Source organism: Sphingosinicella xenopeptidilytica (assembly GCF_042676985.1).
Lineage (GTDB): Bacteria > Pseudomonadota > Alphaproteobacteria > Sphingomonadales > Sphingomonadaceae > Sphingosinicella > Sphingosinicella xenopeptidilytica.
Genome location: NZ_JBHTIK010000015.1, coordinates 520795 through 545116, shown reverse-complemented (window position 1 = coordinate 545116; position 24322 = coordinate 520795). Strand labels below are relative to the sequence as shown.

The 24322-nt window shown below is 64.8% G+C and carries 21 protein-coding genes and 1 tRNA gene; 12 read left to right on the top strand and 10 right to left on the bottom strand.

Going from position 1 to position 24322, the window contains the following annotated elements:
- Window positions 1-6: 6 nt before the first annotated feature.
- The 3 genes from ACFQ00_RS19350 to ACFQ00_RS19340 all read right to left on the bottom strand — a co-directional run bounded on the left by ACFQ00_RS19350 (window position 7) and on the right by ACFQ00_RS19340 (window position 3345).
- A complete protein-coding gene (locus ACFQ00_RS19350) occupies window positions 7-1173 on the bottom strand; it encodes a diaminopropionate ammonia-lyase (protein ID WP_381494872.1) in 1167 nt (388 codons plus the stop codon).
- Window positions 1170-2618 (bottom strand): amidase, encoded by a 1449-nt coding sequence (locus ACFQ00_RS19345; protein WP_381494869.1) that lies wholly within the window; start codon window positions 2616-2618, stop codon window positions 1170-1172. The genes ACFQ00_RS19350 and ACFQ00_RS19345 overlap by 4 nt, the downstream gene beginning before the upstream one ends.
- A gap of 76 nt (window positions 2619-2694) precedes the next feature.
- Complete coding sequence (locus ACFQ00_RS19340; protein ID WP_381494866.1) at window positions 2695-3345, bottom strand: TetR/AcrR family transcriptional regulator; 651 nt, start codon at window positions 3343-3345, stop codon at window positions 2695-2697.
- Window positions 3346-3457: 112 nt separating this feature from the next.
- Here ACFQ00_RS19340 and ACFQ00_RS19335 point away from each other — a divergent pair, with 112 nt between their 5' ends.
- Genes ACFQ00_RS19335 through ACFQ00_RS19305 form a run of 7 tightly spaced genes read left to right on the top strand, consistent with a single transcriptional unit; the run spans window position 3458 to window position 13443 of the window.
- Complete coding sequence (locus ACFQ00_RS19335) at window positions 3458-4993, top strand: M81 family metallopeptidase (RefSeq protein WP_381494862.1); 1536 nt, start codon at window positions 3458-3460, stop codon at window positions 4991-4993.
- Window positions 4994-5000: 7 nt separating this feature from the next.
- Window positions 5001-7133, top strand: a complete 2133-nt coding sequence (locus tag ACFQ00_RS19330) for a TonB-dependent receptor (RefSeq protein ID WP_381494858.1) — start codon at window positions 5001-5003, stop codon at window positions 7131-7133.
- Entirely contained in the window at window positions 7133-9043 is a 1911-nt protein-coding gene (locus ACFQ00_RS19325; protein ID WP_381494855.1) for a serine hydrolase domain-containing protein, read from the top strand. Before ACFQ00_RS19330 ends, ACFQ00_RS19325 begins: the two co-directional genes overlap by 1 nt.
- Window positions 9040-10374, top strand: coding sequence for an MFS transporter (locus ACFQ00_RS19320; protein ID WP_381494851.1), 1335 nt, complete (start codon window positions 9040-9042; stop codon window positions 10372-10374). Before ACFQ00_RS19325 ends, ACFQ00_RS19320 begins: the two co-directional genes overlap by 4 nt.
- Window positions 10375-10384: 10 nt before the next feature.
- The gene (locus ACFQ00_RS19315; RefSeq protein ID WP_381494847.1) at window positions 10385-11503 is read left to right on the top strand and encodes a C45 family autoproteolytic acyltransferase/hydolase; all 1119 of its coding nucleotides are present in this window, start codon (window positions 10385-10387) and stop codon (window positions 11501-11503) included.
- Window positions 11504-11513: 10 nt separating this feature from the next.
- Window positions 11514-12332, top strand: coding sequence for a 5'/3'-nucleotidase SurE (gene surE / locus ACFQ00_RS19310; protein WP_381494844.1), 819 nt, complete (start codon window positions 11514-11516; stop codon window positions 12330-12332).
- The gene (locus ACFQ00_RS19305) at window positions 12319-13443 is read left to right on the top strand and encodes a DSD1 family PLP-dependent enzyme (protein WP_381494841.1); all 1125 of its coding nucleotides are present in this window, start codon (window positions 12319-12321) and stop codon (window positions 13441-13443) included. The genes surE and ACFQ00_RS19305 overlap by 14 nt, the downstream gene beginning before the upstream one ends.
- A gap of 47 nt (window positions 13444-13490) precedes the next feature.
- On the opposite strand, the gene ACFQ00_RS19300 is transcribed toward ACFQ00_RS19305, so the two are convergent.
- A complete protein-coding gene (locus ACFQ00_RS19300) occupies window positions 13491-13652 on the bottom strand; it encodes a hypothetical protein (protein WP_381494838.1) in 162 nt (53 codons plus the stop codon).
- A gap of 141 nt (window positions 13653-13793) precedes the next feature.
- Between ACFQ00_RS19300 and ACFQ00_RS19295 the strand changes: the two genes are divergently transcribed.
- Together ACFQ00_RS19295 and ACFQ00_RS19290 are read left to right on the top strand one after the other, a co-directional pair.
- A complete protein-coding gene (locus ACFQ00_RS19295; protein ID WP_381494835.1) occupies window positions 13794-14834 on the top strand; it encodes a sensor histidine kinase in 1041 nt (346 codons plus the stop codon).
- 134 nt (window positions 14835-14968) lie between these two features.
- Entirely contained in the window at window positions 14969-15730 is a 762-nt protein-coding gene (locus tag ACFQ00_RS19290; protein WP_381494832.1) for a DUF72 domain-containing protein, read from the top strand.
- Here the strand turns inward: ACFQ00_RS19290 and ACFQ00_RS19285 are convergent.
- From ACFQ00_RS19285 to alr, 3 genes are read right to left on the bottom strand one after another with little or no spacing between them, the layout of a single operon-like run.
- Window positions 15705-16049, bottom strand: a complete 345-nt coding sequence (locus ACFQ00_RS19285; protein ID WP_381494829.1) for a RidA family protein — start codon at window positions 16047-16049, stop codon at window positions 15705-15707. The two genes, ACFQ00_RS19290 and ACFQ00_RS19285, sit on opposite strands and share 26 nt — an antisense overlap.
- Window positions 16050-16075: 26 nt before the next feature.
- A complete protein-coding gene (locus tag ACFQ00_RS19280) occupies window positions 16076-17332 on the bottom strand; it encodes a D-amino acid dehydrogenase (protein ID WP_381494826.1) in 1257 nt (418 codons plus the stop codon).
- Window positions 17329-18471 carry an alanine racemase gene (gene alr, locus ACFQ00_RS19275; protein WP_381494823.1) on the bottom strand — a complete coding sequence of 381 codons (1143 nt, stop codon included), beginning with the start codon at window positions 18469-18471 and terminating at the stop codon, window positions 17329-17331. Before alr ends, ACFQ00_RS19280 begins: the two co-directional genes overlap by 4 nt.
- A gap of 118 nt (window positions 18472-18589) precedes the next feature.
- Between alr and ACFQ00_RS19270 the strand changes: the two genes are divergently transcribed.
- A complete protein-coding gene (locus ACFQ00_RS19270; protein ID WP_381494820.1) occupies window positions 18590-19036 on the top strand; it encodes an Lrp/AsnC family transcriptional regulator in 447 nt (148 codons plus the stop codon).
- Window positions 19037-19092: 56 nt separating this feature from the next.
- Here the strand turns inward: ACFQ00_RS19270 and mreB are convergent, their stop codons facing one another.
- Window positions 19093-20091: a rod shape-determining protein gene (gene mreB / locus ACFQ00_RS19265; RefSeq protein ID WP_381494816.1), complete on the bottom strand. Its 999-nt coding sequence runs from the start codon at window positions 20089-20091 to the stop codon at window positions 19093-19095.
- A 223-nt stretch (window positions 20092-20314) separates the two neighbouring features.
- On the opposite strand from mreB, the gene ACFQ00_RS19260 reads away from it, so the two are divergent.
- Complete coding sequence (locus ACFQ00_RS19260; protein ID WP_381494812.1) at window positions 20315-21313, top strand: DNA topoisomerase IB; 999 nt, start codon at window positions 20315-20317, stop codon at window positions 21311-21313.
- A 240-nt stretch (window positions 21314-21553) separates the two neighbouring features.
- Here the strand turns inward: ACFQ00_RS19260 and ACFQ00_RS19255 are convergent.
- Window positions 21554-21646, bottom strand: a tRNA-Ser gene (locus tag ACFQ00_RS19255).
- A gap of 38 nt (window positions 21647-21684) precedes the next feature.
- The gene (locus ACFQ00_RS19250; protein WP_381494809.1) at window positions 21685-22755 is read right to left on the bottom strand and encodes a mannose-1-phosphate guanylyltransferase/mannose-6-phosphate isomerase; all 1071 of its coding nucleotides are present in this window, start codon (window positions 22753-22755) and stop codon (window positions 21685-21687) included.
- 176 nt (window positions 22756-22931) lie between these two features.
- On the opposite strand from ACFQ00_RS19250, the gene ACFQ00_RS19245 reads away from it, so the two are divergent.
- A complete protein-coding gene (locus tag ACFQ00_RS19245; protein ID WP_381494806.1) occupies window positions 22932-24320 on the top strand; it encodes a TIGR03013 family XrtA/PEP-CTERM system glycosyltransferase in 1389 nt (462 codons plus the stop codon).
- Window positions 24321-24322: the final 2 nt, after the last annotated feature.

Below are 24322 nucleotides of genomic sequence, written 5' to 3'. Positions count from 1 at the left end.
CCCTCTTTACCGCGCGGTCCGCGTCAAGCGTTCGAACTCGCCTTCGTCCGTCACGCCTTCCGTGATGATGAAAAGCAGGGTGGAAGTGCTGTTCATGCCGATGGCTTCGCGCCATCCGAGGGTGCTGGCGGCCAGCGCACCCGCGAGGCCGGCGGCGCCGGATGCGCCTGCGCGGATCGCGGTGTCTGTTTCGGCAGGAGTGGCGAGGCTGCGGACAGCTTCGGCGGCGTAGGTGTCGGCCACCGATATGAAGGCGTCTACACGGTCCTTCAGAATTGCGAATGCCGGCAGCGAAGGGCGCAGGCAATCGAGCATCGCGAAGATCGTCTCCGCGCTGTGCGCTATCTCGGTCGCGCCGCCGGCGCGCGCGCTTTCCAGCAGACAGTCGGCGCTGTCCGGCTCAACGACGATGATGCGCGGTGCGTCGGGGCTGCCGCTGAAACGGCTCGCCAACGCAGCGGCAAGCCCGCCGACGCCGGCCTGCACGAACAGGTGCGTCGGCTGCTCGTCGGGCGAGAGCTGCGCGCGGATTTCCTCGGCGATCACCGTATACCCCTGCATGACGCGAACGGGCAGCGGATCGTCCGCGCATTCCGGTGCGTCCGCGGTGTCGGAAACGAGGATGGCGCCTGTGCGTGCCGCATCGCGCCGCGCCTGCTCGACCGAATCGTCATAGGTGCCGTCGACGCGCACGATCGCCGCGCCCTGCCTGCGGATATGATCGGCGCGTTCCTCGGTCACGCCCGCGTGCAGATAGACCGAGCAGCGCGCACCGACGAGCCGCGCACCCGCCGCCACGGCGCGGCCGTGGTTGCCGTCGCTGGCGCAAACGAAATGCATGTCCGAAGCGATGGTGCGAACCTCTTCGCCGACGAGTTCGGCGGGATCGAGCGTGCGCTCCAGCGCGGCTTCGGCCTGCGCACGCACGACGCTGAACACCGCATAGACACCGCCCAGCGCCTTGAAGCTGCCGAGCCCCATGCGCTTGCTCTCATCCTTCACAAGCACCTGCCGCACACCGAGCCGCCGCGCGACCCCCGGCAGCCGCACCAGCGGTGTCGGCGCATAGGCGGGGCAGGCGGCGAGCATCGCCATCGGTTCGAGATGCGCGTCGGCGGGCAGGCCGCCCTGCGGATCAGCGGTTTTGAGCGGGTTCAGAAGCAACTCGGTCATGCGGAAACTCCGGTTCGTGCGGCGGAGACCGGCGGCCGCGTGTCCCGCCACGGCCGTGCGCTTTCAAGCGCGGCGGCAAGCGAAAGCAGGCTCTCCTCACCACCCGGTCGACCGGCGATCTGCGTGCCAATCGGCAATCCGTCAAGCACATGCAGCGGCACGCTCATCGCGGGCTGCCCGGTGAGGTTGTATTGCACCGTGAACGGCGCGCGGCGGAACACGTCGGCGAAGAATTCGGCCAGCGCTTCGACGCCGGGGTCCACGCGGCGATCATGAGACAGCACGCCGTGCGGCAGGGCGGGCGAGGCGAAGACCGGGGAGATGACCGCGTCAAATGTGTCGGCAGCGATAGCCATGCGTCGGCAGAACAGGTTCATTTGATCGAGCGCGGCAAGATACGCCTCGGCGCTGATCGTCTCGCCGTGGCGGATCATCGTCAGCGTTGCTCCCTCGACCGTATCGGCGTCCGCGCGTCGTCCGGTCGCGGCCTCGATGCGGCGGACGGCGCGCAGGATGTTCGCCGACCAGATCGTCACGAGCATGTCGATCGCCGCGTCGGCGTCGAAGGCGATGGCGATCGGCTCGATCGAATGCCCCAGCGCTTCGCAAAGCCGTGCAGTGTCCTCGGCTGCCGCGATCACGCCGGCATCGACGGTATCGGCGAAGGGGCTCGCTGTCAGCAGTGCAAGGCGCAGCGGTGCGGGCGGGCGCTCGGTCGCTGCAAGGAAGCTGCCGCCCGGCGATGGCGCCGTGTAGCGGTAGCCGGTATCGGGCCCGGCGAGCAGATCGAGCGCGGCGGCGGAATCGCGGACGCTGCGGGTAATCACATGCGCGGCGGTCAGCCCGCTGTTGACTTCGCCCGCCTGCGGGCCCGTCGGAAGGCGGCCGCGCGAGGGTTTCAGACCGAACACCCCGCAGCAGTGCGCGGGAATGCGGATCGAGCCGGCGCTGTCTCCAGCGAGGGCCAGTGGAACGATCCCCGCGGCAACCGCCGCCGCCGCGCCGCCGCTCGATCCGCCGGTGGACCGCGACACGTCCCACGGATTGCGTGTTATGCCGATCCCGCGCGATTCCGTCGTGAAGGCGCTGCCGAGTTCGGGCGTCGTCGAGCGCCCGATGATGGAGAAGCCGCCTGCACGGATACGCCTGATGACTTCGCTGTCTTCGGCGGGCCGCAGCCCTTCTGCAAGCAGGCAGCCCATTTCCTGCGGCACGCCGGCCATCGCCCAGCCGATGTCCTTTGCCAGCGTCGGTACGCCCGCAAAGGTGCCGTGCGTGGCGGGGGGGGGAGAAGGCACCGGGCCAGCCAGCACGTTGAGCGCCGGGTTCAGCGCCGCGAGAGCGTCGCGTGCCGCATTCTCCACCTCGGCCACGGTTACGCCGCCGTCGCGAATCAGGGCGGCGAGGTCCAGCGCATTGCAACGTGCATACTCATCGGTTCGCAAAGGTGTGTCTCCGTAAACGACTGATGATCAGTCATGAAAATGCAAAAAATGCTCATCTACGGCAAGGCTGGTCTATTCAGCTTCCGCTCTTGAAACCCCGCAGAGCTGCGAGCAGCCAGTCACCGACGCGGTCCTGATAGTCCGCGGACATGCGGTTGCGTGAATGGCCGAAAAGGCGGGGCAGGGCACCGTTGATCGTGTCGATTAACAGCCACGAGAGGAGATCGGGATCACCCGGCCCGATCTCGCCTTTTGCCTGCCATGTCGCCACCGCGCGCAGAGCAAAGACGTTGAGCGGCGCAAAGGCATCGTTCCAACGGTCGCGGTCGATGCCGGTCGAAGTGCCGCTGTCGATGTTGTCGAGCACGTCGCGATAGGCGAAGCAGGTGCGATAATAGCCCTCCAGCACCTTCCGAATGCCGGTTTCCATATCCGTGGCCTCCACCGGGATCGCACCGAGCATCGCCACCGCTTCCGCCACCATCGCGCGGATCAGTTCGATGACGATGTCGTCCTTGCTGGAAAAGTGCAGGTAAAAGGCGCCCTGGCTAAGCCCGGCGGCGGCCACCACGTCCGACACGCGCATCCGCGAAAAGCCGGTGGAGGCGAGTACGGCGCGCGCGGCGGCGAGCAGTTGCGCCTTGCGGACTTCGGGCGGCAGCGTCCGCTTGGTCGCAGCGCCTTTCACGGCAAGGTCCGGCTTTTTCCGTGCGCTCGTGCCAGCCATCCGAACCTGTCTCTCCTGATCCCGAAACCTTCGTGATGGCAACGGTCTTGACACGGCATATCGCGAGTGTCAACTCTAGTGACTGACAGTCAGTCGATGAGTCGGGAGGGATATGAGCGCGGGAAAGATCTTCGTTGGGGCGCTGTCGGCGGAAACGAACATGTTCTCGCCGGTGCCGACCGACATTGGCAGCTTCCGCGATCATCTATGGGTCGAAGCCGGGGCGCTCGGCGATGCAGCAATCTGGCCTGCGCCGCTCGAAGGCTTCCGGCTCGCCGCGCAGGCGCATGGGTGGCACGTCGCGCAGGGCCTGTGCGTTGCCGCCGAACCCGCCGCGCCGATGTCCGCCGCGGATTATGCAGAGGTTCGCGACCGGCTGCTGGACGATCTGCGCGCTGCGTTGCCCGTCGACGCGGTCGCGCTCAGCCTGCATGGCGGCATGATCGCGGCCGGCGTTCCGGACTGCGAGGGCGACATCCTGCAGCGCGTGCGCGCCATCGTCGGGCCTGATGTTCCCGTGGGCGCCGTGCTCGATCCGCACGCTCATCTCACCGATGCGATGGTGAAGAGCGCCGATCTCCTGATCTTCTTCAGGGAGTATCCGCACACCGATATCGAGGATCGCGCGCAGCGGCTCGTCGAAAGGCTCATCGAATGCCGGGTGGGCGCGATCCGGCCCGTGGCGTCGGTGTTCGATTGCCGGATGATCGATTTCTATTTCACCGACCGCGAGCCGATGCGCGCGTTCGTGGACGACATGTCGGCGGCGGAGGAGGGGCTGATCCTGTCCGTGTCGCTCGTTCACGGCTTTCCGTGGGGCGACGTGCCCGAGATGGGCACGAAGATGCTCGTCTATACGGACGGCAACGCCCCGCTGGGGCAAGAGGTTGCCGAGCGCTTCGGGCATCGCCTGTTCGCGCTGCGCGGCACGACCCTGCCGCCGCTGCTTTCGGTCCCCGAAGCTGCCGCGTTGGCGGAAGGCTGGCAAGGCGCACCGCTCGTGCTCGCCGACGCTGCCGACAATCCCGGCGGCGGCGCGCCCGGCGATGCGACATGGCTGATCGGGGCCGTGATCGACGCGGGCATCGAAGGTGTGCTCGCAGGGCTCGTCTGGGATCCGATGCTGGTGCGTCAGGCAGCGGCTCTCGGGCCGGGCGGCGAGGCGCGCTTTCGCATCGGCGGCAAGGCATCGCCGTGGTCCGGCCCGCCGCTCGATGTCGATGCGCGCGTCCTTTCGGTGGTGCGCGACGCCGTGCAGCACGCCGACGGATGGGATTGGCCGATGGGCGACGCGGTGCTGCTGGAGATCGGCGGCGTCCGTCTCGCCGTGTGCGACCGGCGTGTGCAATGCGTCGATCCTGCGGTCTTCCGTATGCTGGGCGCAATGCCGGAGGCGGCGCGCGTCATCGTCGTCAAGTCGGCACAGCATTTCGTCGCCGGTTTCGAATCGATCGCGGGGCGTATCGCCTACGTCGAATCGCCCGGCGTTCTCAGTCTTACCGGCGATGCCGCACGCTACCGGCATCTCAGCCGTCCGAAATGGCCGTTCGATCCCGATCCCTTCGCGGACGGGGCGGGCGTCATCACCACGTCCCCGGGGAGGGACGATCACCAGCAAAGGGGGAAAGTCGATGTTCAGCAGGGATAAGGCTATTATGCGGTCTTCGATGATGGTTTCGGGCCGCTCACTCGCAGGCGTCGCACTCGCCGCGCTCGCCGCACCGCTGGCAATGCCGGCGCTTGCGGCGGAAACCGCCGTCGCACCAGAGGAAATCCTGGTGACCGCGCGCAAGCGTGAAGAGCGCGTTCAGGACGTGCCGATCGCCATGACCGTGTTCGACGCGGAAGATATCGCCGCGCGTGGCGTGAATGCACTGCGCGATCTGGAACATTCGGTGCCGAACCTCATGTTCACGAGCGTCGACAACGTCGTCAGCCCGCAGATCTCGCTGCGCGGCATTTCGAGCGATGCGCGCAACATCGGTTTCGAAAGCGGCCTCAGCCTCTATGTCGACGGCGTCTACACGGGCCGCCCGAGTTCGTTCAGCGTCGACATGCTCGATGTCGCGCAGGTCGAGGTGCTGCGCGGTCCGCAGGGCACGCTCTTCGGCAAGAACACCACCGCGGGCGCCATCAACATCATCACGCGCGCGCCCTCGCAGGAATTCGAAGGCAATCTCGAACTCCAGTACGGAAACTACGACGCGCTCCGCGTCCGCGCATCGGCGAGCGGCCCGATCGTGAAGGACAAGCTCGCGATCCGCGTCGGCGGCTACATGCGCAAGCGCGACGGCTACCAGCACAATCTCCACACGGGCGGCGATCTCTACACCGAAGATTCGAAAGGCGCGCAGGCGAAGCTGCTGCTGACGCCCACGGACGGCTTCGATCTCCAGATCGCCGTCGACGGCCTGCACGATCGCTACCGCCCGAACGTCAACGAGATGGCGACCGGCCTCGGCGCCACCGGCACGCCTCGCGACGTGGACATCGACACGCCCGTCTACCAGGAGCGCGACGTCTTCGGCACCAGCGCCACCGCCAACCTCGATTTCGGCCCCGCGACGCTCACCTCGATCAGCGCCTACCGCACGACCGACATCGAATTCCTCACCGACGACGACGGCTCTTCAAACCCGTTCCTCACTGGCCTTTTCAAGGAGGATCAGGAGCAGGTCTCGCAGGAACTCCGCCTCGCTTCCAACGGGAGCACGCGCCTCTCGTGGGTCGCGGGCCTCTACTATTTCCACCAGCGCGTCACCACCTCGCGCCTGTCGCGCCTCACGAACCTGCTGCCGTTCCAGATCGACGTGACGCTGGACGCAAAGGTGCTCACCGACAGCTATGCCGCCTTCGGCCAGTTCGACTACAAGATCACCGACGCGCTGACGCTCACCGGCGGCCTGCGCTACACGTCGGAGAAGAAGACGCTCGACATGGATCTCGTCGGCTCGCCGCTGTTCGGTATCGCGACCGTCTCGCTTTCGGGCCATCGTTACAAGGAGGACGACCTGTCGCCGACGCTGGGTCTCGCATGGCGCCCGAACGACACACTGAATCTTTATGCAAAGGTTGCGAAAGGTTTCAAATCCGGCGGCTTCAACGCGGATTACGTGCCGAGCGCGCTCGTCGACTTCGATTCCGAAAGCGCGACGAATTACGAGGCCGGCGCGAAATACGTCTCGCCCGATCGTGCGGTGCGCGCGAACCTCGCCGTGTTCGTCACCGATTACCGCGACCTGCAGGTCATCCAGTTCCAGCAGTTCGCAGGCTTCAACATCTCGAACGCCGCCGAGGCGACGATCAAGGGTGTCGAACTCGATTTCGAAGCGTCGCCGATCGCGGGCCTGCGTTTCGACGGCAGCGTCGGCTATCTTGACGCGACATTCGACAGCTTCAAGAACGCGGGCGGCGCGGGCGTCGACTACGACGGCAATCGCCTCCCCGAAGCGCCGCGCTGGACGGCGAGTTTCGGCGCGCAGTACACGCACGATGCCGGCGTCGGCAGCGTCACGCTGCGCGGCGACATGACCTACCGCGCACACTATTTCGTCGATCCGGAAAACGCCCCGGCGGACCGCATCTCCGGCTACACGCTTTACAGTGCGCGGCTCGGTTTCACCACCGCCGATGGCGGTTGGACGGTCGAGCTGTGGGGCAAGAACCTCGCCAACAAGCGCTATATGAATGCGCGCGGCACGCCTGTGCTCGGCGGTCTCCTCGGTCAGGAATATGTGAACTACGGCGCGCCGCGTACCTACGGCGTCCGCCTGGCCGCGGCCTTCTGATGCGGCTTCCCGGTCTTCTCTCCGTCCTGCTTCTCGCCCTGTCGCCGGTTCCGGCGGCAGCGGCGAGCGGCGACCTCGCGGCATGGTCCGACGCGGTCGTGGGCCGCGCTGTGGCGGAGGGGCGTGCCTCCGGCGCGGCGGTCGCGATTGTCGAGCACGGCGAAACCGTGTTCCTCAAGGCGTACGGCGAAGACCGGGGCCACCCGGTCACGCCGGACGGCACGCCGTTCTCGATCGGCTCCGTCTCGAAATCGTTCACCGCGACTGCGATCGCGCAGCTTCTGGAAAGCGGCCGCATCGCATCGCTTGACGATCCCGCGAACCGCTATCTGAAGCGCGTCCATCTGCCCGCGCGCGGCGGCCGCGAGATCACGGTGCGCAATCTCCTCACCCACCGCGCGGGTTTCGACGACAGCACCTACGGCCTCGCGACACCCGTCCCGGTGAAGGTTCCGCTGCCGCCGGAGGCGATCGAAAAACGCCTGCCGCCGCAGGTACGCCGCGCCGGCGACGTGTCGGTCTATTCGAACAACGGCTACGCGATCCTCGGCCTGCTGATCGAGGATGTCACCGGCGAACTTTATCCGGATTACGTCGCGCGTCATGTCTTCGGTCCGCTCGGCATGGCGAAATCGTTTGTGCGTACGCGGCCGGACCAGCCGATCGCGCTGCCTACGACGCTGCACACGAACGGCACGCGCACGCCCGTACCGCAGACGTGGGCCTATCACCCCTACATTGCGCCCTCCGCGGCGATCGTCTCGACAGTGGAAGACATGGCGCGCTTCGCCGCGGCACAGATCGCCGCCGAGCAGAAGGGTGCGCCCGGCATCGCGAATGCCGAGACCACGAAGCTCATGCACAGCCGCATGGTCGCCAATGCGCCCGACGTGTCGGGGTTCGGCATGAGCTTCGTTGTCAGCGACTGGAACGGCGCGCGCATCGTCGAGAATGCCGGTTCCGGTCCCGGTTTTCAGGCCAATTTCATCCTGCTCCCCGGTCGCGACCGCGCGCTCGTCGTGCTGGTGATGGGCGATTATGCTGGGCCATCGGCGTGGGAGAAATTTGCCGCGAAGCTTTCCGGCAAGACGCTGGATACCAAAACCAGCCTCAACATGTTCGCAATCCGCCGCAGCTATCTCGAACGCGAACTCGGCGTCTACGCACCGCCCATCGTTGCAGGCCCGCTGCCGCCGACGGCGCAATTCGCCGGGCTCTACCGCGCCGCGCGCCGCCCCGCGACAACGCCCGAAGCGCTCACAAATCCCGGTGCGGTAATCGATGCACGCGCGGGCGCCGGGGGCACGCTCACGATCAACGGCATATCCGGCTATCGGCAATATGCGCCGGGGCGCTTTTTCCGCGCCGACGTGACGCAATATGTGCCGGATGCCGGGGCCTCCGATCTCTATGCCTTCGCGACCGACCGCGACGGCAAGGTCCGCTACGCCGCGACACACGTCGCGATCGAAATGTTCGCCCCGGCGCGGTTCAGTCCCGCGCAGGCGCGGCTGGCGGGCGGCGTGGGTCTCGTCCTTTCGCTTTCGGGTCTCGCCGCGCTCTTCTGGCGCTCCCGGCGCGGTCTCCACAAGGTCGCGCGATGGGCGGCGTTCATGCTTGGGCTTGGCGCGCTTGGCGCCATGCTCATCCCGGTTGCGGGAACGGCGTGGCTCGGCAATCCGGTGTTCGCGTGGGCCTTCGCCGATACGCGCCTGTTCGCCGCGCTTACGGTTGCAGGCAACCTCATTGCGGCATCCACACTGGTTCTCGCGCTCGCCACGTTAGCCGGGCTCGGGGGAGAGGGGCCGGGCAGGGGCCGGTGTCTGTGGCTCGTAGCGCTCGCCATCGGCGGCGCGCTGCTCACTGCCGCGCTCTTCTATTTCAATCTCGTCGGCTGGCATCTGCCATGACACCGCGCATCCCCTCTTCGCGCATCGCTTTGTTCGCCCTTCCGGCGCTGCCGGTGATGATGGCGCACATCCCTGTGGGTGCGATCATCCCGTCTTTCTATGCGAAGCACACGGCGGCCTCGATGGCGGCGATCGGTTCGGTATTCCTCGTCTCACGCATCTTCGATGCGATGATCGATCCCGTCATCGGCCATATGAGCGATCGCACGCGCGGGCCGTTCGGGCGCCGCAAGCCCTGGGTGGTGGCCGGTGCGGTCGTGATGGTCCTTGCTGTCTGGGCACTGTTCACGCCCGCGCCGGATGCGGGGGCCGGGTGGCTGATGGCGGCGTCGATGGCGCTGTTCCTCGGCTGGGGGATGCTCGAAATCCCCTATCGCGCGTGGAGCGTCGAACTCTCGCGCGATTATGCGGAGCGCACGAAGATCTCTACGGCGATCGCGGTGATGGGCGCACTCGGCACATTGCTGTTCATGGCGATCCCGATGCTGCCGATCTTCGCCTCCTCGGAAATCGGCCCGCAGACGATGATGTTCATGGCGGTGGTCATCGCCGTGCTGCTTCCCGCCTGCGTTGCGCTCGCCGTCTGGCGCGTTCCCGAAGGCGATGCGCTGCCCGAAGAACGCAGCACGGGGCTGGAGGCGATCCGCTCGCTTGCCAAAAACCGCCCGCTCTTCATCTTCGTCGTCACCTTCATCTTCGGCGGCCTCGGCACCGGTGCGTTCACGGCAGTGTTCTATCTCTTCGTCGATAATCACCTCGGCATCGGCGATCGCTTCGCCATGCTCTACGTCGCGTCCGCTGCGGCGAACCTTGCCGGTATGCCGCTCTGGCACCGCGTGATGCAGCGCATCGGGCGCCATCGCGCGCTCGCGCTCAGCTGGGGCAGCCTCGTGTTCGTCCAGCTCGCCATGCTGGCGGTGCCGAAAGGGGAGGCGGCGTTTGTCCCGATGATCGGTCTCGCGCTCGCCTTTGGGTTTGCCGAGGCGGCGACGAAGGTCGCGCCTTATGCGATGGTCGGCGATATCGTCGATTATGAAACCTGGCGCAGCGGTATCGATCGCTCCGGCAGCTATTTCTCGTTCATGATCCTGATCGCCAAGCTCAACTTCGCGATCGGCGGCGGTGCGGCTTTCCTGCTGCTCGGGCTGATCGGCTACAGTGCGACGGGCGTTAACACCGGTTTTGCGGCAAGCGGGCTCATTGCGGTCTTCGTCGGCCTCCCGGTTCTCCTCTGGGCCGCCGCCGCCGTCATGGCGACGCGCTTCCCGATCACCCGCAAGCGGCAGGACATCATCCGTCGCCGCATCGAATCCCGCACCCGGGCAATCTGAAAGAGCTGTCATGGATACCGCGAACCTTCCGGTCCTCGATCTCGAGGGCACGCCGCGCGAACGCGGCCGCGCGCATGGCGAAACGCTGCGTGCGAACATCCTCGAGCTGCGCGCGAAATATCGCGATTATGTGCGCGCCTACTATGATCTCGATCCCGCCGAATTCTACGCGGGCTTCCGGCGCTATGCGGATTTCCTCCCCACGGTTCGCGCACACGCGCCGCACCTTCTCGAAGAGGCGATCGGTATCGCGGAAGGCGCCGGGCTAGATCCCGATGATGTCGTCTACACGCAGTTCGGCGACGAAGAGTGGCAGTACGGCTTCTTCCATCACGAACCGGCACATCCCCGGCAGAAATGCTCCAGCTTCGGCATCGTGGGGGAGGGCATCACCTTCGGCGGGCAGAACATGGATATCCCGCCGATGTTCGATGGGCACCAGATTTTGATGCGCATTCGGGAACCGGACGGGCATGTCGCGCTCGTCTTCAGCTTCGCGGGTATGATCGGTCTCAATGGTGTCAACAGTTCGCGCCTCGGCCTCTGCTGCAATTCGCTCAATCAGCTTCAGCCTTCGCGTACGGGACTGCCCGTGGCCTTCATCGTCCGCCGTCTGCTCGAAGCGCGCAGCTTCGCGGAGGCCGAGGCGTTCCTGCGCGCCGTGCCTCATGCTTCGGGGCAGAATTATCTGCTCTCAGCGCCCGGCCGCGTCGGCAGCTTCGAATGTTCGGCGCTCAGCGTCACCGAATGTCCCGGCGGCGCGGAGACTGGCCGCATCTGCCACACCAACCATGTGCTCGCGAGTTCGGATCTCGGCGCCTTTCAGGTGCGTATCGCCGGGCTTCCCGAAACCGAACGGCCTACGTTCAACAACAGCCGCCAGCGGCTGCTTTCCATCGCTGGACGTGTCGAGCAGGACGGCGCCTCCACGCTCGAAACCCTGTGCGCCGCGCTTTCCGCGCACGATGATCCGGCGAATCCCGTTTCGCGCACACATCGCGATGTGCTCGGCAGCCCGATCGGGTTCACGGCGGGGTCGATGATCTACGAACTCGGCAGCCCGCCGCGCCTGCATGTCGCCGCAGGGCCGCCCTGCGAAACGCCGTGGCGCACGTTCGATGTCGAATAGGGAGGTCCGCATGTTGAAGCCCGTCATTGCCGCCTCGTTTCTGTTTGCCGCTGCGTCCCCGGCGGCCGCCGGGGGATGCCGTCTGCTTATCGTCAACGACGATGGCGTCGGCGCCCCCGGCATCGCCGCGCTCGCCGATGCGCTGCGAGCGGATTGCGAGGTCGTCGTCTCCGCGCCCGCCGGCGAACAATCGGGCGCGAGCCATGCGATTCCGAACGTGCGCGATGGGCTCAGGGTGCGCAGCGTCGCGGTGGGCAGCGGCACGGGTTATGCCGTCGAAGGCTCCCCCGCGGAGGCTGCCGGGCTCGGGCTCACTGCGCTGTCGGATGGCAGGCGGTTCGATCTCGTCGTCTCGGGCATCAACCGCGGCGAGAACACGGGCCTTGCAAACCTCTATTCGGGCACGGTCAACGCAGCGGTCGAGGCGTTGGTGCGCGGCGTTCCCGCCATCGCCATTTCGCAGGACATGGGATACGGACGCGACTACGCTGCTTCCGCCGAAATTGCCCGCAAGCTGGTGCGAAAGACGCTTGCGAAGAGGCTTCCGGAAGGGGTCATGTTGAACGTCAACATTCCGATGAACCCCAAGGGTGTCACGATCGCGCCCGCACGCGGCATGACCGTGCGTATCGCCGGGTTCGATGCGGCGGACGCGGGCGAGGGCGTGACGCTCTACCGGGCACGTATTGCAGAAGAAACCGCGCCGCCTGCGGCCGGCGACGTTGCCGCCTATCGCGCCGGGCACATCACGATCACGCCGCTCGCGCTCGACCGAACGGATAGGGCCGCGCTCCGCGCCGTCCGCTGGGCCGCCCATGCCGGTTTCTGATATCTGGGATCTGATCGGCAAGCCGGGAAGCCGCTGGCAGATCCCGACCCCCGCGCTCGTGCTCGATCTCGATGCCTTCGAGGCGAACATCGCGGCGGTTGCCGAATTCTGCCGCGCGAACGGGCGTACCTTCCGCCCGCACGCCAAGAGCCATCGCTCGGTCAGCGTCGCGCGGCGGCAGATCGCTTCGGGCGCTGTCGGGCAGGGCTGCGCTAAGCTCGGTGAGGCGGAGGCGCTTGCGGAGGGCGGTATCGACGGCCTGCTCGTCACCTCGCCGGTCGTCACCGATGATGGCATTGCGCGCCTGATGGCGCTGAATGCCCGGCTCGACGATCTCAGCGCGGTCGTCGATCATCCTGTCGTGCTCGCGCGCATCGGCGATACCGCCGCCGCGTCGGGCAGGCGCCTGAAGCTCGTCGTCGATCTCGATGTCGGTCTCCATCGCACCGGGGCCGCGACGCCCGAAGCCGCAGAAGCACTCATCCACGCGATCCTCGCGCATCCCGCGCTCGAATTCGCGGGCGTGCAGGCCTATGCCGGGCATCTGATGCACGTCGCCGGCACACCCGCCCGCCGCGCTGCGCTCGAAGCCGCGATGGCGCCGCTCGCCGCACTGCGCGGGCGCGGAATCCCGCAACCGCTCACCACAGGCGGCGGAACCGGCAGCCTCGTCATCGATACCGAAATGGGCCTCCTCACCGAACTCCAGCCCGGCTCCTATCCGTTCATGGACAGCCAGTACGCAGACGTATGGGTCACCGCCGGCGAACCCGCACCGTATCGCTCGTCGCTCTTCGTCCAGACCACCGTCATCAGCGCCAACCACCCCGGCCTCGCCACCGTGGACGCCGGCTACAAAGCCTTCGCCACCGATGCCGAGGTTCCCCGGATTCTGGCTGGAGCCCCACCCGGCACCACCTACTTCTTCTACGGTGACGAACAGGGCGGCCTGACCCTCTCAGCGGACACCGCGCTCGCGATCGGCGCCGTGATCACCTGCTCGGTTCCCCACTGCGACCCGACCGTAAATCTCTACGATACCTACCACGTGGTCCAGGGCGACCGCCTGGTGGATATATGGCCGATCGAGGCGCGGGGCCGCTCTCAATAGAAACCTCGGCAAGCGGCAATGCCGCCTGCCGAGGGGGGAGGGCATGATCAGAATGCGACGCGAGTGCCCATGGTGAAATAAGTTCCGATCACGTCGTAAAACGCCGGACCCGTCGGGCTGATCGGCGGCGCGCGATCGAACACGTTGTTGACATTGGCGGACAGTGTGAGCCTGTCGCCTGCCTTGAACTGGGCGCGGGCAGCGCGCATGGCCTTTACTGCCAGACCCAAAGCAGAGCCGAGCGTCCGTTCATCGCACGGGGCATTGCGTTATGGTGATTTGTACGCGAACTTTGCGCCGTACCCGCGCACGCTGTGAAGGTTGGACCGGTACTCGACTAGAAGGCTGTGATGCAGGACACGTCCAAGGTAAAATCGCGGCTGATTGACAAAGTGCGACCTTGGCTTCCTCCGCCCGCGAGCCCCAAAGCCTATCTATGCGCGGTAATATTGATCGGGCTTGCAGTGCTGGCCCGCATTCCGATGGATGCCGTCGCGCGGCAACCGCTTCCACCGTATATCACGCTTTATCCAGCGATCGTCCTTGGCGCATTCTTAGGCGGTGTGCGGGTTGGCCTGTTCGCGGTTGTGCTCAGCGCCGTGGTGGCGTGGACCTTGTGGATGTCGCCGCCGACGCCCGAGGCGCTCGACCCGCTCAGGATCATGACCGCTCTCGTGTACCTCTGCACAGCCAGTGTGACGATTCTTACGAGCGGCATGGCGCGGCTTTTGCTCGACGAACTCGCCAGTACGGAAGACCTGCGCCAACGGGCGGCGCAAGAGTCGGTGCACCGGATCAAAAATCTACTGGCGGTGGTACAGTCGATCTCACGAAAGATCAGCGCGAACGCCGGCGATGTGAAGAGCTATCGGGACCGGCTCGACGAAAGACTGAATGCGCTCGCGGTTGCACAGGACATGCTGCTGAAAAGCGAATGGCAGGATCTTCCCGTCGAAGACCTGGTCCATGCGGCGCTTGGTCCGTTTCTGCCCAATCCGCGCCTTCATGTGCAGATCGAGTGCGGTGCAAACGTGCCAGCACGTGCGGTCACACAGTTCAGCATGGCGCTTTACGAACTTGCGACCAATGCCATGAAATATGGTGCGCTCGCCGACCCGCAGGGCTCGGTTGAACTCAGAGTCCGGCGGCTCGATGACCATTTCCATATCGAATGGCAAGAGAGAGGGCTGGCGATCTCTCCGAGTGGAGACCGTGTCGGACTTGGCACGAAAGTCATTCGGTCGGCGCTCTCTGCCGTTCCTGCGGGAGAGGTGCACTATGAGGTCGGCGCGACAGCCGTCGGATGTCGGTTCATCTGGCCCGCTGGAGACGGGAATGAGTCCTCCCAGACGACGGAAAGTATCTGCGCCACAGATTTGACCGGACAATAGTGGTACGGGCGCACGCATCGTGCGTGCATCCATTCGCCATGGTCCCGCGTTGGAGTCGGATGCTGTTCAGGATTGGAACTGCGGGGTGGAGCATCGCCTCGCACTATGCGAACCAGTTTCCGTGCGAAGGCTCCGTGCTCGAACGCTACGCCGCACGTTTCTCGTGCGTCGAGGTCAATTCCTCCTTCTATCGATCGCACCATCCGACGACCTGGACACGCTGGGGCGCGATCGTGCCGGACGGTTTCCGCTTTGCGGTTAAGGTGCCTCGCGCGATCACCCACGAGCGCAGGCTCGTCGGTTGCAGTGACCTATTCGCGCGTCTGCTCGACGAGACGTCCGGGCTCGGCCGGAAGCTTGCGGTGCTGCTCGTCCAGCTGCCGCCGAGCTTTGACTACCAATCGCACGTGGCCGAAGACTTCTTCCTCGAACTCACGGCCGCGACCCCGGCGCGCGTCGTTTGCGAACCTCGGCACCCGAGTTGGTTCGAAACGGCACCCGACCGGCTGCTCGCGCGCCTCGGCATCGCGCGCGTCGCCGCTGATCCCGCCAGGAGCCCTGCAGCCGCCATACCGGGCGGCTGGGCCGGCCTGTCCTATCGGCGCCTGCACGGATCGCCGGTCATCTATCGCTCGCCCTATGGCGCGGAACGGCTGGCAGCTACGCGGCGCTGCTCGCGCGTGAGCAGCGGGGAGCTGAGCCGCCGTGGCGTATCTTCGATAATACTGCGTCGTTCGCGGCCGTTGGCGACGCACTCGCGCTCTGCGAGCGACTGTTTCCGTTTAATGGGCCGGCACGCTAACCATAAGATTGCGCGTGTTCGACGATTAGGGCCGAACACGCGTTTATCCTGTCATTCCGCGAGGCACCTCACGACAGAGCGGCCGTCACAATGATCTCGACCTTGTAATCAGGGGTCGCGAGGCGAACCTCGCCCGTGGCGCGTGCCGGGGCATTGGCGCCGCCGATCCATTCCTCCCACACCACGTTCATAGCCCCGAAGTCGGCCATGTCCGCAAGCCAGATCGTCGCCTGAAGAATCCGGGACCGGTCGGTGCCCGCTTCGGCGAGAAGGCTGTCAATCTGTGCGAGAACGGCGCGCGTCTGCGCCGGTACGTCGGGTCCGAGTGCGACCTGGCCTGCCAGATAGGCGATGCCGCCATGGATCACGGCCTGGCTCATGCGGGACCCGGAATGCAAACGCTGGATGCTCATTGAAATTCTCCTTCTCGCTGTGTTCGTCACGATGAATAGCGTTTGATGTCAAGCCCTTCCGGATCAATCGGAGGAGCGGTGCCGCTGATCAGGCTGGCGATAAGGCGACCGGAGCCGCAGGCCATCGTCCAGCCGAGCGTGCCGTGACCGGTGTTGAGGAAGAGGCCCGGCACCCGCGTCGCGCCGATGATCGGCGGACCGTCGGGCGTCATTGGGCGCAGACCACTCCAGTATCCCGTCTCCTGCAGGTCGGCGGCGCCGGGGAAGAGATCGTTCACGCAGTGCAGGAGTGTTTCCTGACGGCGATCCGGGAGGCTGTTGTCGTAGCCGGAGATTTCGGCCATCCCGCCCACGCGGATGCGGTCGCCAAGCCGCGTTAGGGCAACCTTGTAGCTTTCATCGAGCAGGGTCGAAACGGGCGCCTGTTCCGGCTTGGCGATCCGCAGCGTCACGGAATAGCCTTTCACGGGATAGACCGGCAGGCGAATGCCGAGCGATTGTACCAGCCGCGGCGAGTGACTGCCGAGTGCCACGAGCACGGCATCAGCCGCGATCGTCCCTTTTGTCGTTCGCACGGCGTTGACCCGGCCGGACACCGTTTCCAGCGCTTCGATGCCCGTACCGTACCGGAAGCCCACGCCTCGTGCCGCCAGCCATTCCGCGAGCGCAGCCGTGAACTTGTAACAATCGCCGGTTTCGTCGCCGGGCAAACGGAGCCCGCCCACGAAACGGTCGCGCGATGCCGCAAGGCCGGGCTCCGCGCGCACGCAACCATCGCGGTCCAGAACTTCGTAGGGTACGCCGTAGGATTGGAGCACGGCGATGTCGTCCGCGCTCGCATCGAGCTGCTTCTGTGTCCGGAACAGCTGCAGCGTGCCGAGCGTCCGTTGGTCGTACTCGATCGGCAAGCGCTCGCGCAGTGCGGCAAGCTCGTCTCGGCTGAATTCGGCAAGGCGCACCATCCGGCTCTTGTTCAGCGCGTAGCGCGTCGCAGTGCAGTTGCGCAGCATCGCGGCGATCCAACGCACCATCGCAAGGTCGAGCTTGGGGCGCAGGATGAGCGGTGCATGGTGCATGAAAAGCCAACGCAGCGCCTTCACGGGAATCCCGGGGGCGGCCCATGGCGACGCGTATCCCGGCGAAACCTCGCCCGCGTTGGCGAAGCTCGTTTCGAGAGCGGGTCCCGGCTGCCGATCGATCACCGTCACCTCGTGGCCCGCTTCTGCAAGATAATAAGCGGACGTGATACCGACAACGCCAGCACCCAGGACTGCAACCTTCATTGCACTGTCTCCAAAGCCGCCGCTGCGGCAGTTTGATACCCTGTAAAGATACGTTCCGAGCGCGTGCCGAGCCGTGTGAGGATTTCGTAAGCGATGGTTCCGGCATCGCTCGCGACGTCGGCGAGCGATTGGGAAGGGCCGAGCAGTTCGACGAAATCGCCTTCTGCAAGCGTATCGGGCGCAAGCGCGGTCAGATCGACCGTCATGCTATCCATCGATACGCGGCCGACGATCGGCAGCCGCTGTCCCGTATGCCACGCCGATCCTGTTCCCCCGAGGCTGCGCGGCCAGCCGTCGGCATAGCCGATGCCCAGCGTCGCAAGACGCCGCCGCGACGGCGCGGCACCGTCGAGTCCGTAGCCGACGCCGGTACCGGCCTCGACATCCCGGATCTGAAGGATGCGTGCGTCGAGCCGGACTACCGGGGCCATCGGCGGGCCGCTTGAATGGGGATGCACGCCGTAGAGCGCGATGCCGGGTCGAACGAGATCGCAGTGGAAAGCGGAAGACAGAAAAGCCCCGCCGCTATTGGCGATTGAAGCCGGTGCTGCAGGAAACAGCGAACGTATTTCCTGAAAGCACGCGAGTTGCTCGGCATTCGCCGCGCGGCCCGGTTCGTCCGCGCAAGCGAGATGCGTCATGATCAGGCGAAGCGAGACCTCCTGTATGAATGCCGGGTCAGCCGCCAAAGCTTGGGCTGCGACAGCGTCGAGCCCGAGACGCGCCATTCCGCTGTCCACCTGAAGCACGGCCGGAAGCGGTTTGCCCAGCGCGCGCGCAAGGCCGCGCCAGCGCCCGACCTGACTGTCAGCATTGAGGACGGGCAGAAACCCATGCGCCGCGCAGACGGCTTCGGCGCCCGGGTCGAGGCCGTTGAGGATGACGATCTCGGCATCCCCGCCAAGCGTATCGGCGACGCCGAGCGCCTCGCGAAGCTGCGCCACGAAGAAGGTGCGGCAACCCTCTTCGTAAAGTGCGGGCGCGACGTCTCGCGCGCCGAGGCCGTAGGCATCTGCCTTGATCGTAGCACCGCACGCGGCTGGCGCGACATGGCTGGCGATCGTGCGATAATTGGCGCGTAATACGCCGAGATCGACCGTCAGCCGACTTGAAAACATCGCATTGATGGGTCTCGACATGCTCGCCTCCGAGAAAGAGCATATCCGCACCAGGTTCGAATTTTCCGCTTCTTTGATGTTTGAAGTGTCAATGAAATCAAACTAATCAAATAATATTCGATGTTTTGGAATGATATGCATGATCTCGCTCGATGATATCGACCGCAGGATTCTCAATGAGCTTCGCCTCAACGCGCGCATCCCGAACAATGCGCTCGCGCAGAAGGTTGGGCTTTCCCCATCGGCGTGTCTTCGCCGTGTCGGCCTTCTCGAAAAGTCCGGCGTCATCCGTGGCTATACGGCGATCGTCGCTGGTGCTCTGCCCGAGGAAGGAACGGTCGCGATCGTGCAGGTCGAACTTGAGCGGCAGACTGAAGAGTATCTGTCGCGCTTCGAGACGGCGCTGCGGAAGCATCCCGAGATTGAGGAATGGCATCTTATGACCGGCGCTGGCGATTATATCCTGCGCATCCAGATCGCCGGCATTGACGATTACGGACAGTTCCACAGGGATGTGTTGTCGCGTCTGCCGGGTGTGTCGCGCATCACATCGAGCTTTGCCATGCGAAGCCACCGGCGCGCATAGTCAGTGCTTTTCGTCGGCGCGGTCAGGACCGCGATCGATTGAGGCTGAAGCGAGTCCTAGTTGAGGAGCATGTGGTGCAAGCCGTTTGGAACGCACTGCGCGGGCGTATCCGCGGCAACCACCCGTAGGCCAGTGGCATTTTCGATCATGGACCGGATAAGAGGAACCACGGCGCTGCCCCCGGTAAGCACGATGCCATTGTCGTGGATGTCTTGGCTCAGTTCGGGGGGTGTTCCGTTGAGAACGTCGAGGACGACCTCCACGATCTCGGTCACATGCCTTTCGACGACCGTATCGAGTTCCTTCAGGGTCACATCGATCGTGGTCGGCATTCCCGAGGTCAGGCTGCGCCCCTTCACGGCGATTGTGGCTGCCGCTTTAGTCGCGGCCTCGCGCAGCCGGACATACTCCTGTTTGACTCGTTCCGCCGTCGTGTCTCCGATCAGGAACTTGTGGCGGAAGTGCAGGGCGTCGGCGATCGCCTGGTCGAGCGATGCGCCCCCGATACGCACCGAGCGTGTGAGGCAGATGCCGCCGAGCGAGAGAACCGCGACCTCGGTGGTTCCGGCACCGCATTCAACCAGCATCGTTCCGGTTGCTGCCGAGACCGGAAGACCCGCGCCGATCGCCGCCGCAAACGGCTCTGCAATGAGACGGGCGGAACCGATACCTGCGTCGCGCGCGGCTGTCAGCAACGCGCTGCGTTCGGCCATTGTCGCATCGGCGGGAACGCCGATCACGGCGCGAACCGGGCCCGTCCGTCTGCGCCCAAGCGCTTTGGGAACCGCATAGCGCAGCAGTTCGCGCGCTGAATCGATATCCTGAAGCACACCGCGGCGGAGCGGCCGTTTGACCTCCAGGTTTCCCGTCGTGCGGTCTACCATTGCCTGCGCACCCATACCCGCGGCAATAAGGCCCGGCGCATTCCCATCCTTGCTGAAGCAGCATAGCGAGGGCTCGTCGAAGACGACGCCTTCGTCGCGCCGTATCACCCGCAGGTTGGCAGTCCCGAAATCGATCGCGAGATCGGGCCTCCGTGAGAAAAGTGAAGCCATGGACGACGCTTATCAGGGGGGCTCGCCCTTGTCTCTCCATATTCCGGCGTCGAACCCCGCCACCCGCTTTCCTGCGAACGAACCGTTAAGGGCCCCGCCCGAAATCCTACCCAACGAACCCGACCAAGACAGGCCACACGAAACTCCTTAAGACTTGCCGCTTCAGTGCGCCGGTGACAGCAGGGGTCAGGGAAACAACCAGCAATCTCAGCGTTATGCGCAGATGAAAAGCGGTCTTCGCTATGTTGACGATACCGAGCCAGGCTACACACGGCGGCGTTCCGGGAGAGGCTGGGTCTATCTTAAAGACGATGGCGCACGCGTGACGGATCGCCAAGAGATCGACCGTCTGAATCGCCTTGCCGTGCCACCCGCTTACACGAAAACATGGTTCTGCAGGGATTCGAACGGGCACTTGCAGGCTACTGGCTATGACGCGCGCGGCCGCAAACAGTACCGCTATCACGCCGATTATCGGGCCCACCGCGATGCGGAGAAGTTCGCCGGTCTTGCAGATTTCGGGCGAGCCTTGCCCAAGTTGCGCGCGTGCGTGGAGCGGGATCTCGCCAAGCGCAGGCTGGATAAGAACAAGGCCGTTGCGGCCGTAATCCGACTGCTTGATGGCGGGCAGGTCAGGGTGGGCAATGACTGTTACGCGCAGGAAAACGACAGCTATGGCGCTACGACGCTGCGCAGCCGGCACGTTCGGCTGAACGGACAGACCATTGCGCTGCGCTTTCGCGGCAAGTCCGGCAAGGTCCATAGCCTGAAAGTGACAGACCGGCTGCTGGCGAACGCCGTGAGACGCTGCCAGGATTTGCCGGGGCAGCGCTTGTTCGCCTACATCGGCGGGGACGGCGAGATCCATCCCGTAACGTCCGGCGATGTGAACGCGTATATCCATGAGGTTATGGACACGGATTACAGCGCCAAACATTTCCGTACATGGGGTGCCAGCGCGATAGCGCTGGAAGTGGTCCTGGCGAACGACGGTCCGATTCCGGTGAAAGCGGTGCTAGAGCCCGTGAGCATTGCTCTCGGCAATACGGTCGCAGTGGCCAGAAGCGCCTATGTGCACCCCCGGCTCCTTGACCTCGCAAGCGATGCCAGGCTTCGAAAACACATCAAACTTTCAAAGCCACGTGCCGGGAAATATCTGACGTCTACAGAACGCGCGCTGATTTCCGTGTTGGACAAATTGAAGAATCATCAAGGCGTATAAAGAGCGTCGGCAAGGACCTGCGCGTCCGTATCTTCACGCGGGGCGTATTTTCGAAGCCGCCCAAAAATTCGACTGAACAACGCTTGCCGACAGCCAACAAAAACCCAAAGCACGAATCAGTGCGTGCCAAGCAGTTCTCAAAAGGCCATGCCAACCTATCGCGAGAGTGGCCCCCAAGTTGGGGTCATAACTTCGCAATTCAGAAATTTCTTTATAAAAGCAATTTCTTACAAGCTTCTCTGGCGGAGACGGAGGGATTCGAACCCTCGGTACGGGTTAACCCCGTACGGCGGTTTAGCAAACCGCTGGTTTCAGCCACTCACCCACGTCTCCAGCCGAAGGCGCGGCTATAGCGAAGCCGTTCGCCACGTTCAACTCATGTTGTGACGGCCATTCGCCTTTAGCGTGTCGATGATGCGTTTCACGTCCTGTGCGCGCTCGTTCGCGACGACGAGGACGGCGTCACCGGTGGCGATGATGGTGATGTTCGAGACGCCGATGGCGGCCACGAGAGGGCCTTCGCTGCGGATGAGGCAATCCGCAGTGTCGAGCGCAATGACGTCGCCGCCCACCGCGTTGCCGCCCTCGTCGCGTGGAAGCTGTTCGAGGAGGGCGTTGAAGGCACCGATGTCCGACCAGCCCATTTCAACGGGAACGACTGCGACGCGCTCGGTCTTCTCCATCACGGCATAGTCGATGCTGTCCGATGGGGAGGCGAGGAAGCTTTCGCGGCCGGGGCGAAGGATCGCGCCTTCATCAGCGGCACCCGCCACCGACCGGCGCACGGCGGCTTCTATGTCCGGGGCATGGCGGCGCAGCTCGGCAAGGAAGTTGCCGGCGCGAAGCAGGAAGATGCCGGCGTTCCAGCAGAAACGACCGGTTTCGAGATAGGCTTTCGCCGTCTCCAGCGGCGGCTTTTCGACGAACCGTGCAACGCGGTGGACGCCGTCAGCAATGGATTCGGCGGTTTCGATATAGCCGTAGCCGGTTTCCGGGCGGTCGGGCGTGATGCCGAAGGTAACGAGCCAGCCGTCGTTCGCCAGGGGCTCGGCGCGTGCGATCGCGGCGCGGAAGGCCTCAACATCGTTGATGATGTGGTCGGACGGCATGACAAGCATCAGCTCGTCGTCGGGCAGCATGAGCGCGGCAAGTGCCACAGCGGGCGCGGTGTTCCGGCCCGCGGGTTCAAGAACGATCGCGCGCGGCGCAACGCCGATCTCGGCGAGCTGCGCTTCGATCTCTGCGAGATGCGCTTCTCCGGCGACGATAAGTGGCGCTCTGAAGCCATTTTCAGCAGGCGCACGCCGTGCGGCCGACTGGATCAGCGTTTCGGAGCCCAGGAGGCGAAGCAACTGCTTGGGGGTCGCGTTGCGCGACAGCGGCCACAGGCGGGTTCCGGCGCCTCCGGAAAGGATAACGGGCGTGGTTTGCACTTTGTTCACCGCCTTGCTCTACCTGCACAGCCATTAGGTCCGGGTTAAGGCACCCACAAGCGGTGCCGAACTCGGACTGGCGCATCCACGCTATAAATCCGTCGCTGGCGTGTTCCTAGCAAGCTATTGTAAACTGTCGGCAAAGCAGGGGGATAGTCGAAGCCTATGAGCAGGGGTGGCCGCGTTTGATCCGACTTTTCAACCATTATCTCCCACGTCCGTTGCTCATCCTCGGCCTCATCGAGATCGTGCTGATCTATCTTTCGGCACAGGCCGCGTGGCTTTTCCGTACGCAGCAGATCGACATGGACCCGGGCAGCATCGCGGAGCGCGCGCCGCAGTTCGCGCTCTATGCGTTGACCGTGTACCTCGTGATGCTCGGCATCGGGGCCTACCAGATGGACTGTTTCCGGTCGCTGCGCATGGCGATGAGCCGGCTTGCCGTGGCCATGCTGGTCAGCATCACGGCCATTTCGGTGATCCTGTTCTTCTTCCCGGACGTCGATCTTTGGCGGTCTGTCGTTCTTTATGCGATCGCGCTCACGTTCGTCGTGATCTTCGCGTGGCGGGTCCTCATGTCGCGGATCGTGAAGTGGAAGAGCTTCCGTTTCCGTGTGCTCATCATCGGCGCGGGGCAGCGGGGTGCGCGGCTGGCACGCGCGGCGGAGGCGTCCGATTCGAACTTCACCGCCGCCGCCGTGGTGCGGCTCACGAACACGGGCAATGCGATCGACAATGCGATTCCCATCGATTCGGTGCCGTCGCTTGTCGATCTGTGCGAGCAGCTGCGGATCGACGAGGTCGTGCTGGCGCTCGATGAGCGCCGCGGCGCGGCGCCGAGCGAAAAGCTCCTTGAGGTGAAGCTGGCGGGCTTTCCGGTCTCGGAAATCAGCAGCTTCCTCGAACGGCAGACTGGGCGCGTTGACCTGCGTTCGATCTCGCCCTCGTGGCTGATCTATTCGGACGGTTTTCTGGGCGCTGAGCCGGTTTCGATCATGCTGAAGCGGCTGTTCGACGTCACGGCCAGCCTCATCCTGCTCGTGCTCGCCTCGCCGATCCTCATCTTAGCGGCGCTTGCGGTGAAGCTGACCAGTCGGGGCGATACCTTCTACCGGCAGGAGCGGGTGGGGCAGTTCGGCAAGACCTTCAATGTCGTGAAGTTCCGCTCGATGGTGGCGGACGCGGAGAAGGACGGGAAAGCGCAGTGGGCAAAGTCGGGGGATCCGCGTGTAACGCCGGTTGGCCGTATCCTGCGAGCGAGCCGAATCGACGAGATTCCACAGATTTACAACGTGCTCACCGGCGATATGAGCTTCGTGGGGCCGCGCCCGGAACGGCCGGTGTTCGTGGAGGAACTGGCCGCGGAAATCCCGTACTATCGGGAACGGCATATCGTGAAGCCGGGCATCACGGGGTGGGCGCAGCTGAACTATCCCTATGGCGCGAGCGTGATGGATGCGCGCCACAAGCTCGAATACGACCTTTACTACATCAAGAACTACAGCCTGTTTCTCGACCTTCTCATCCTGATCCAGACCGTTCGCGTCGTCGTCTGGCAGGACGGGGTGCGCTAGCG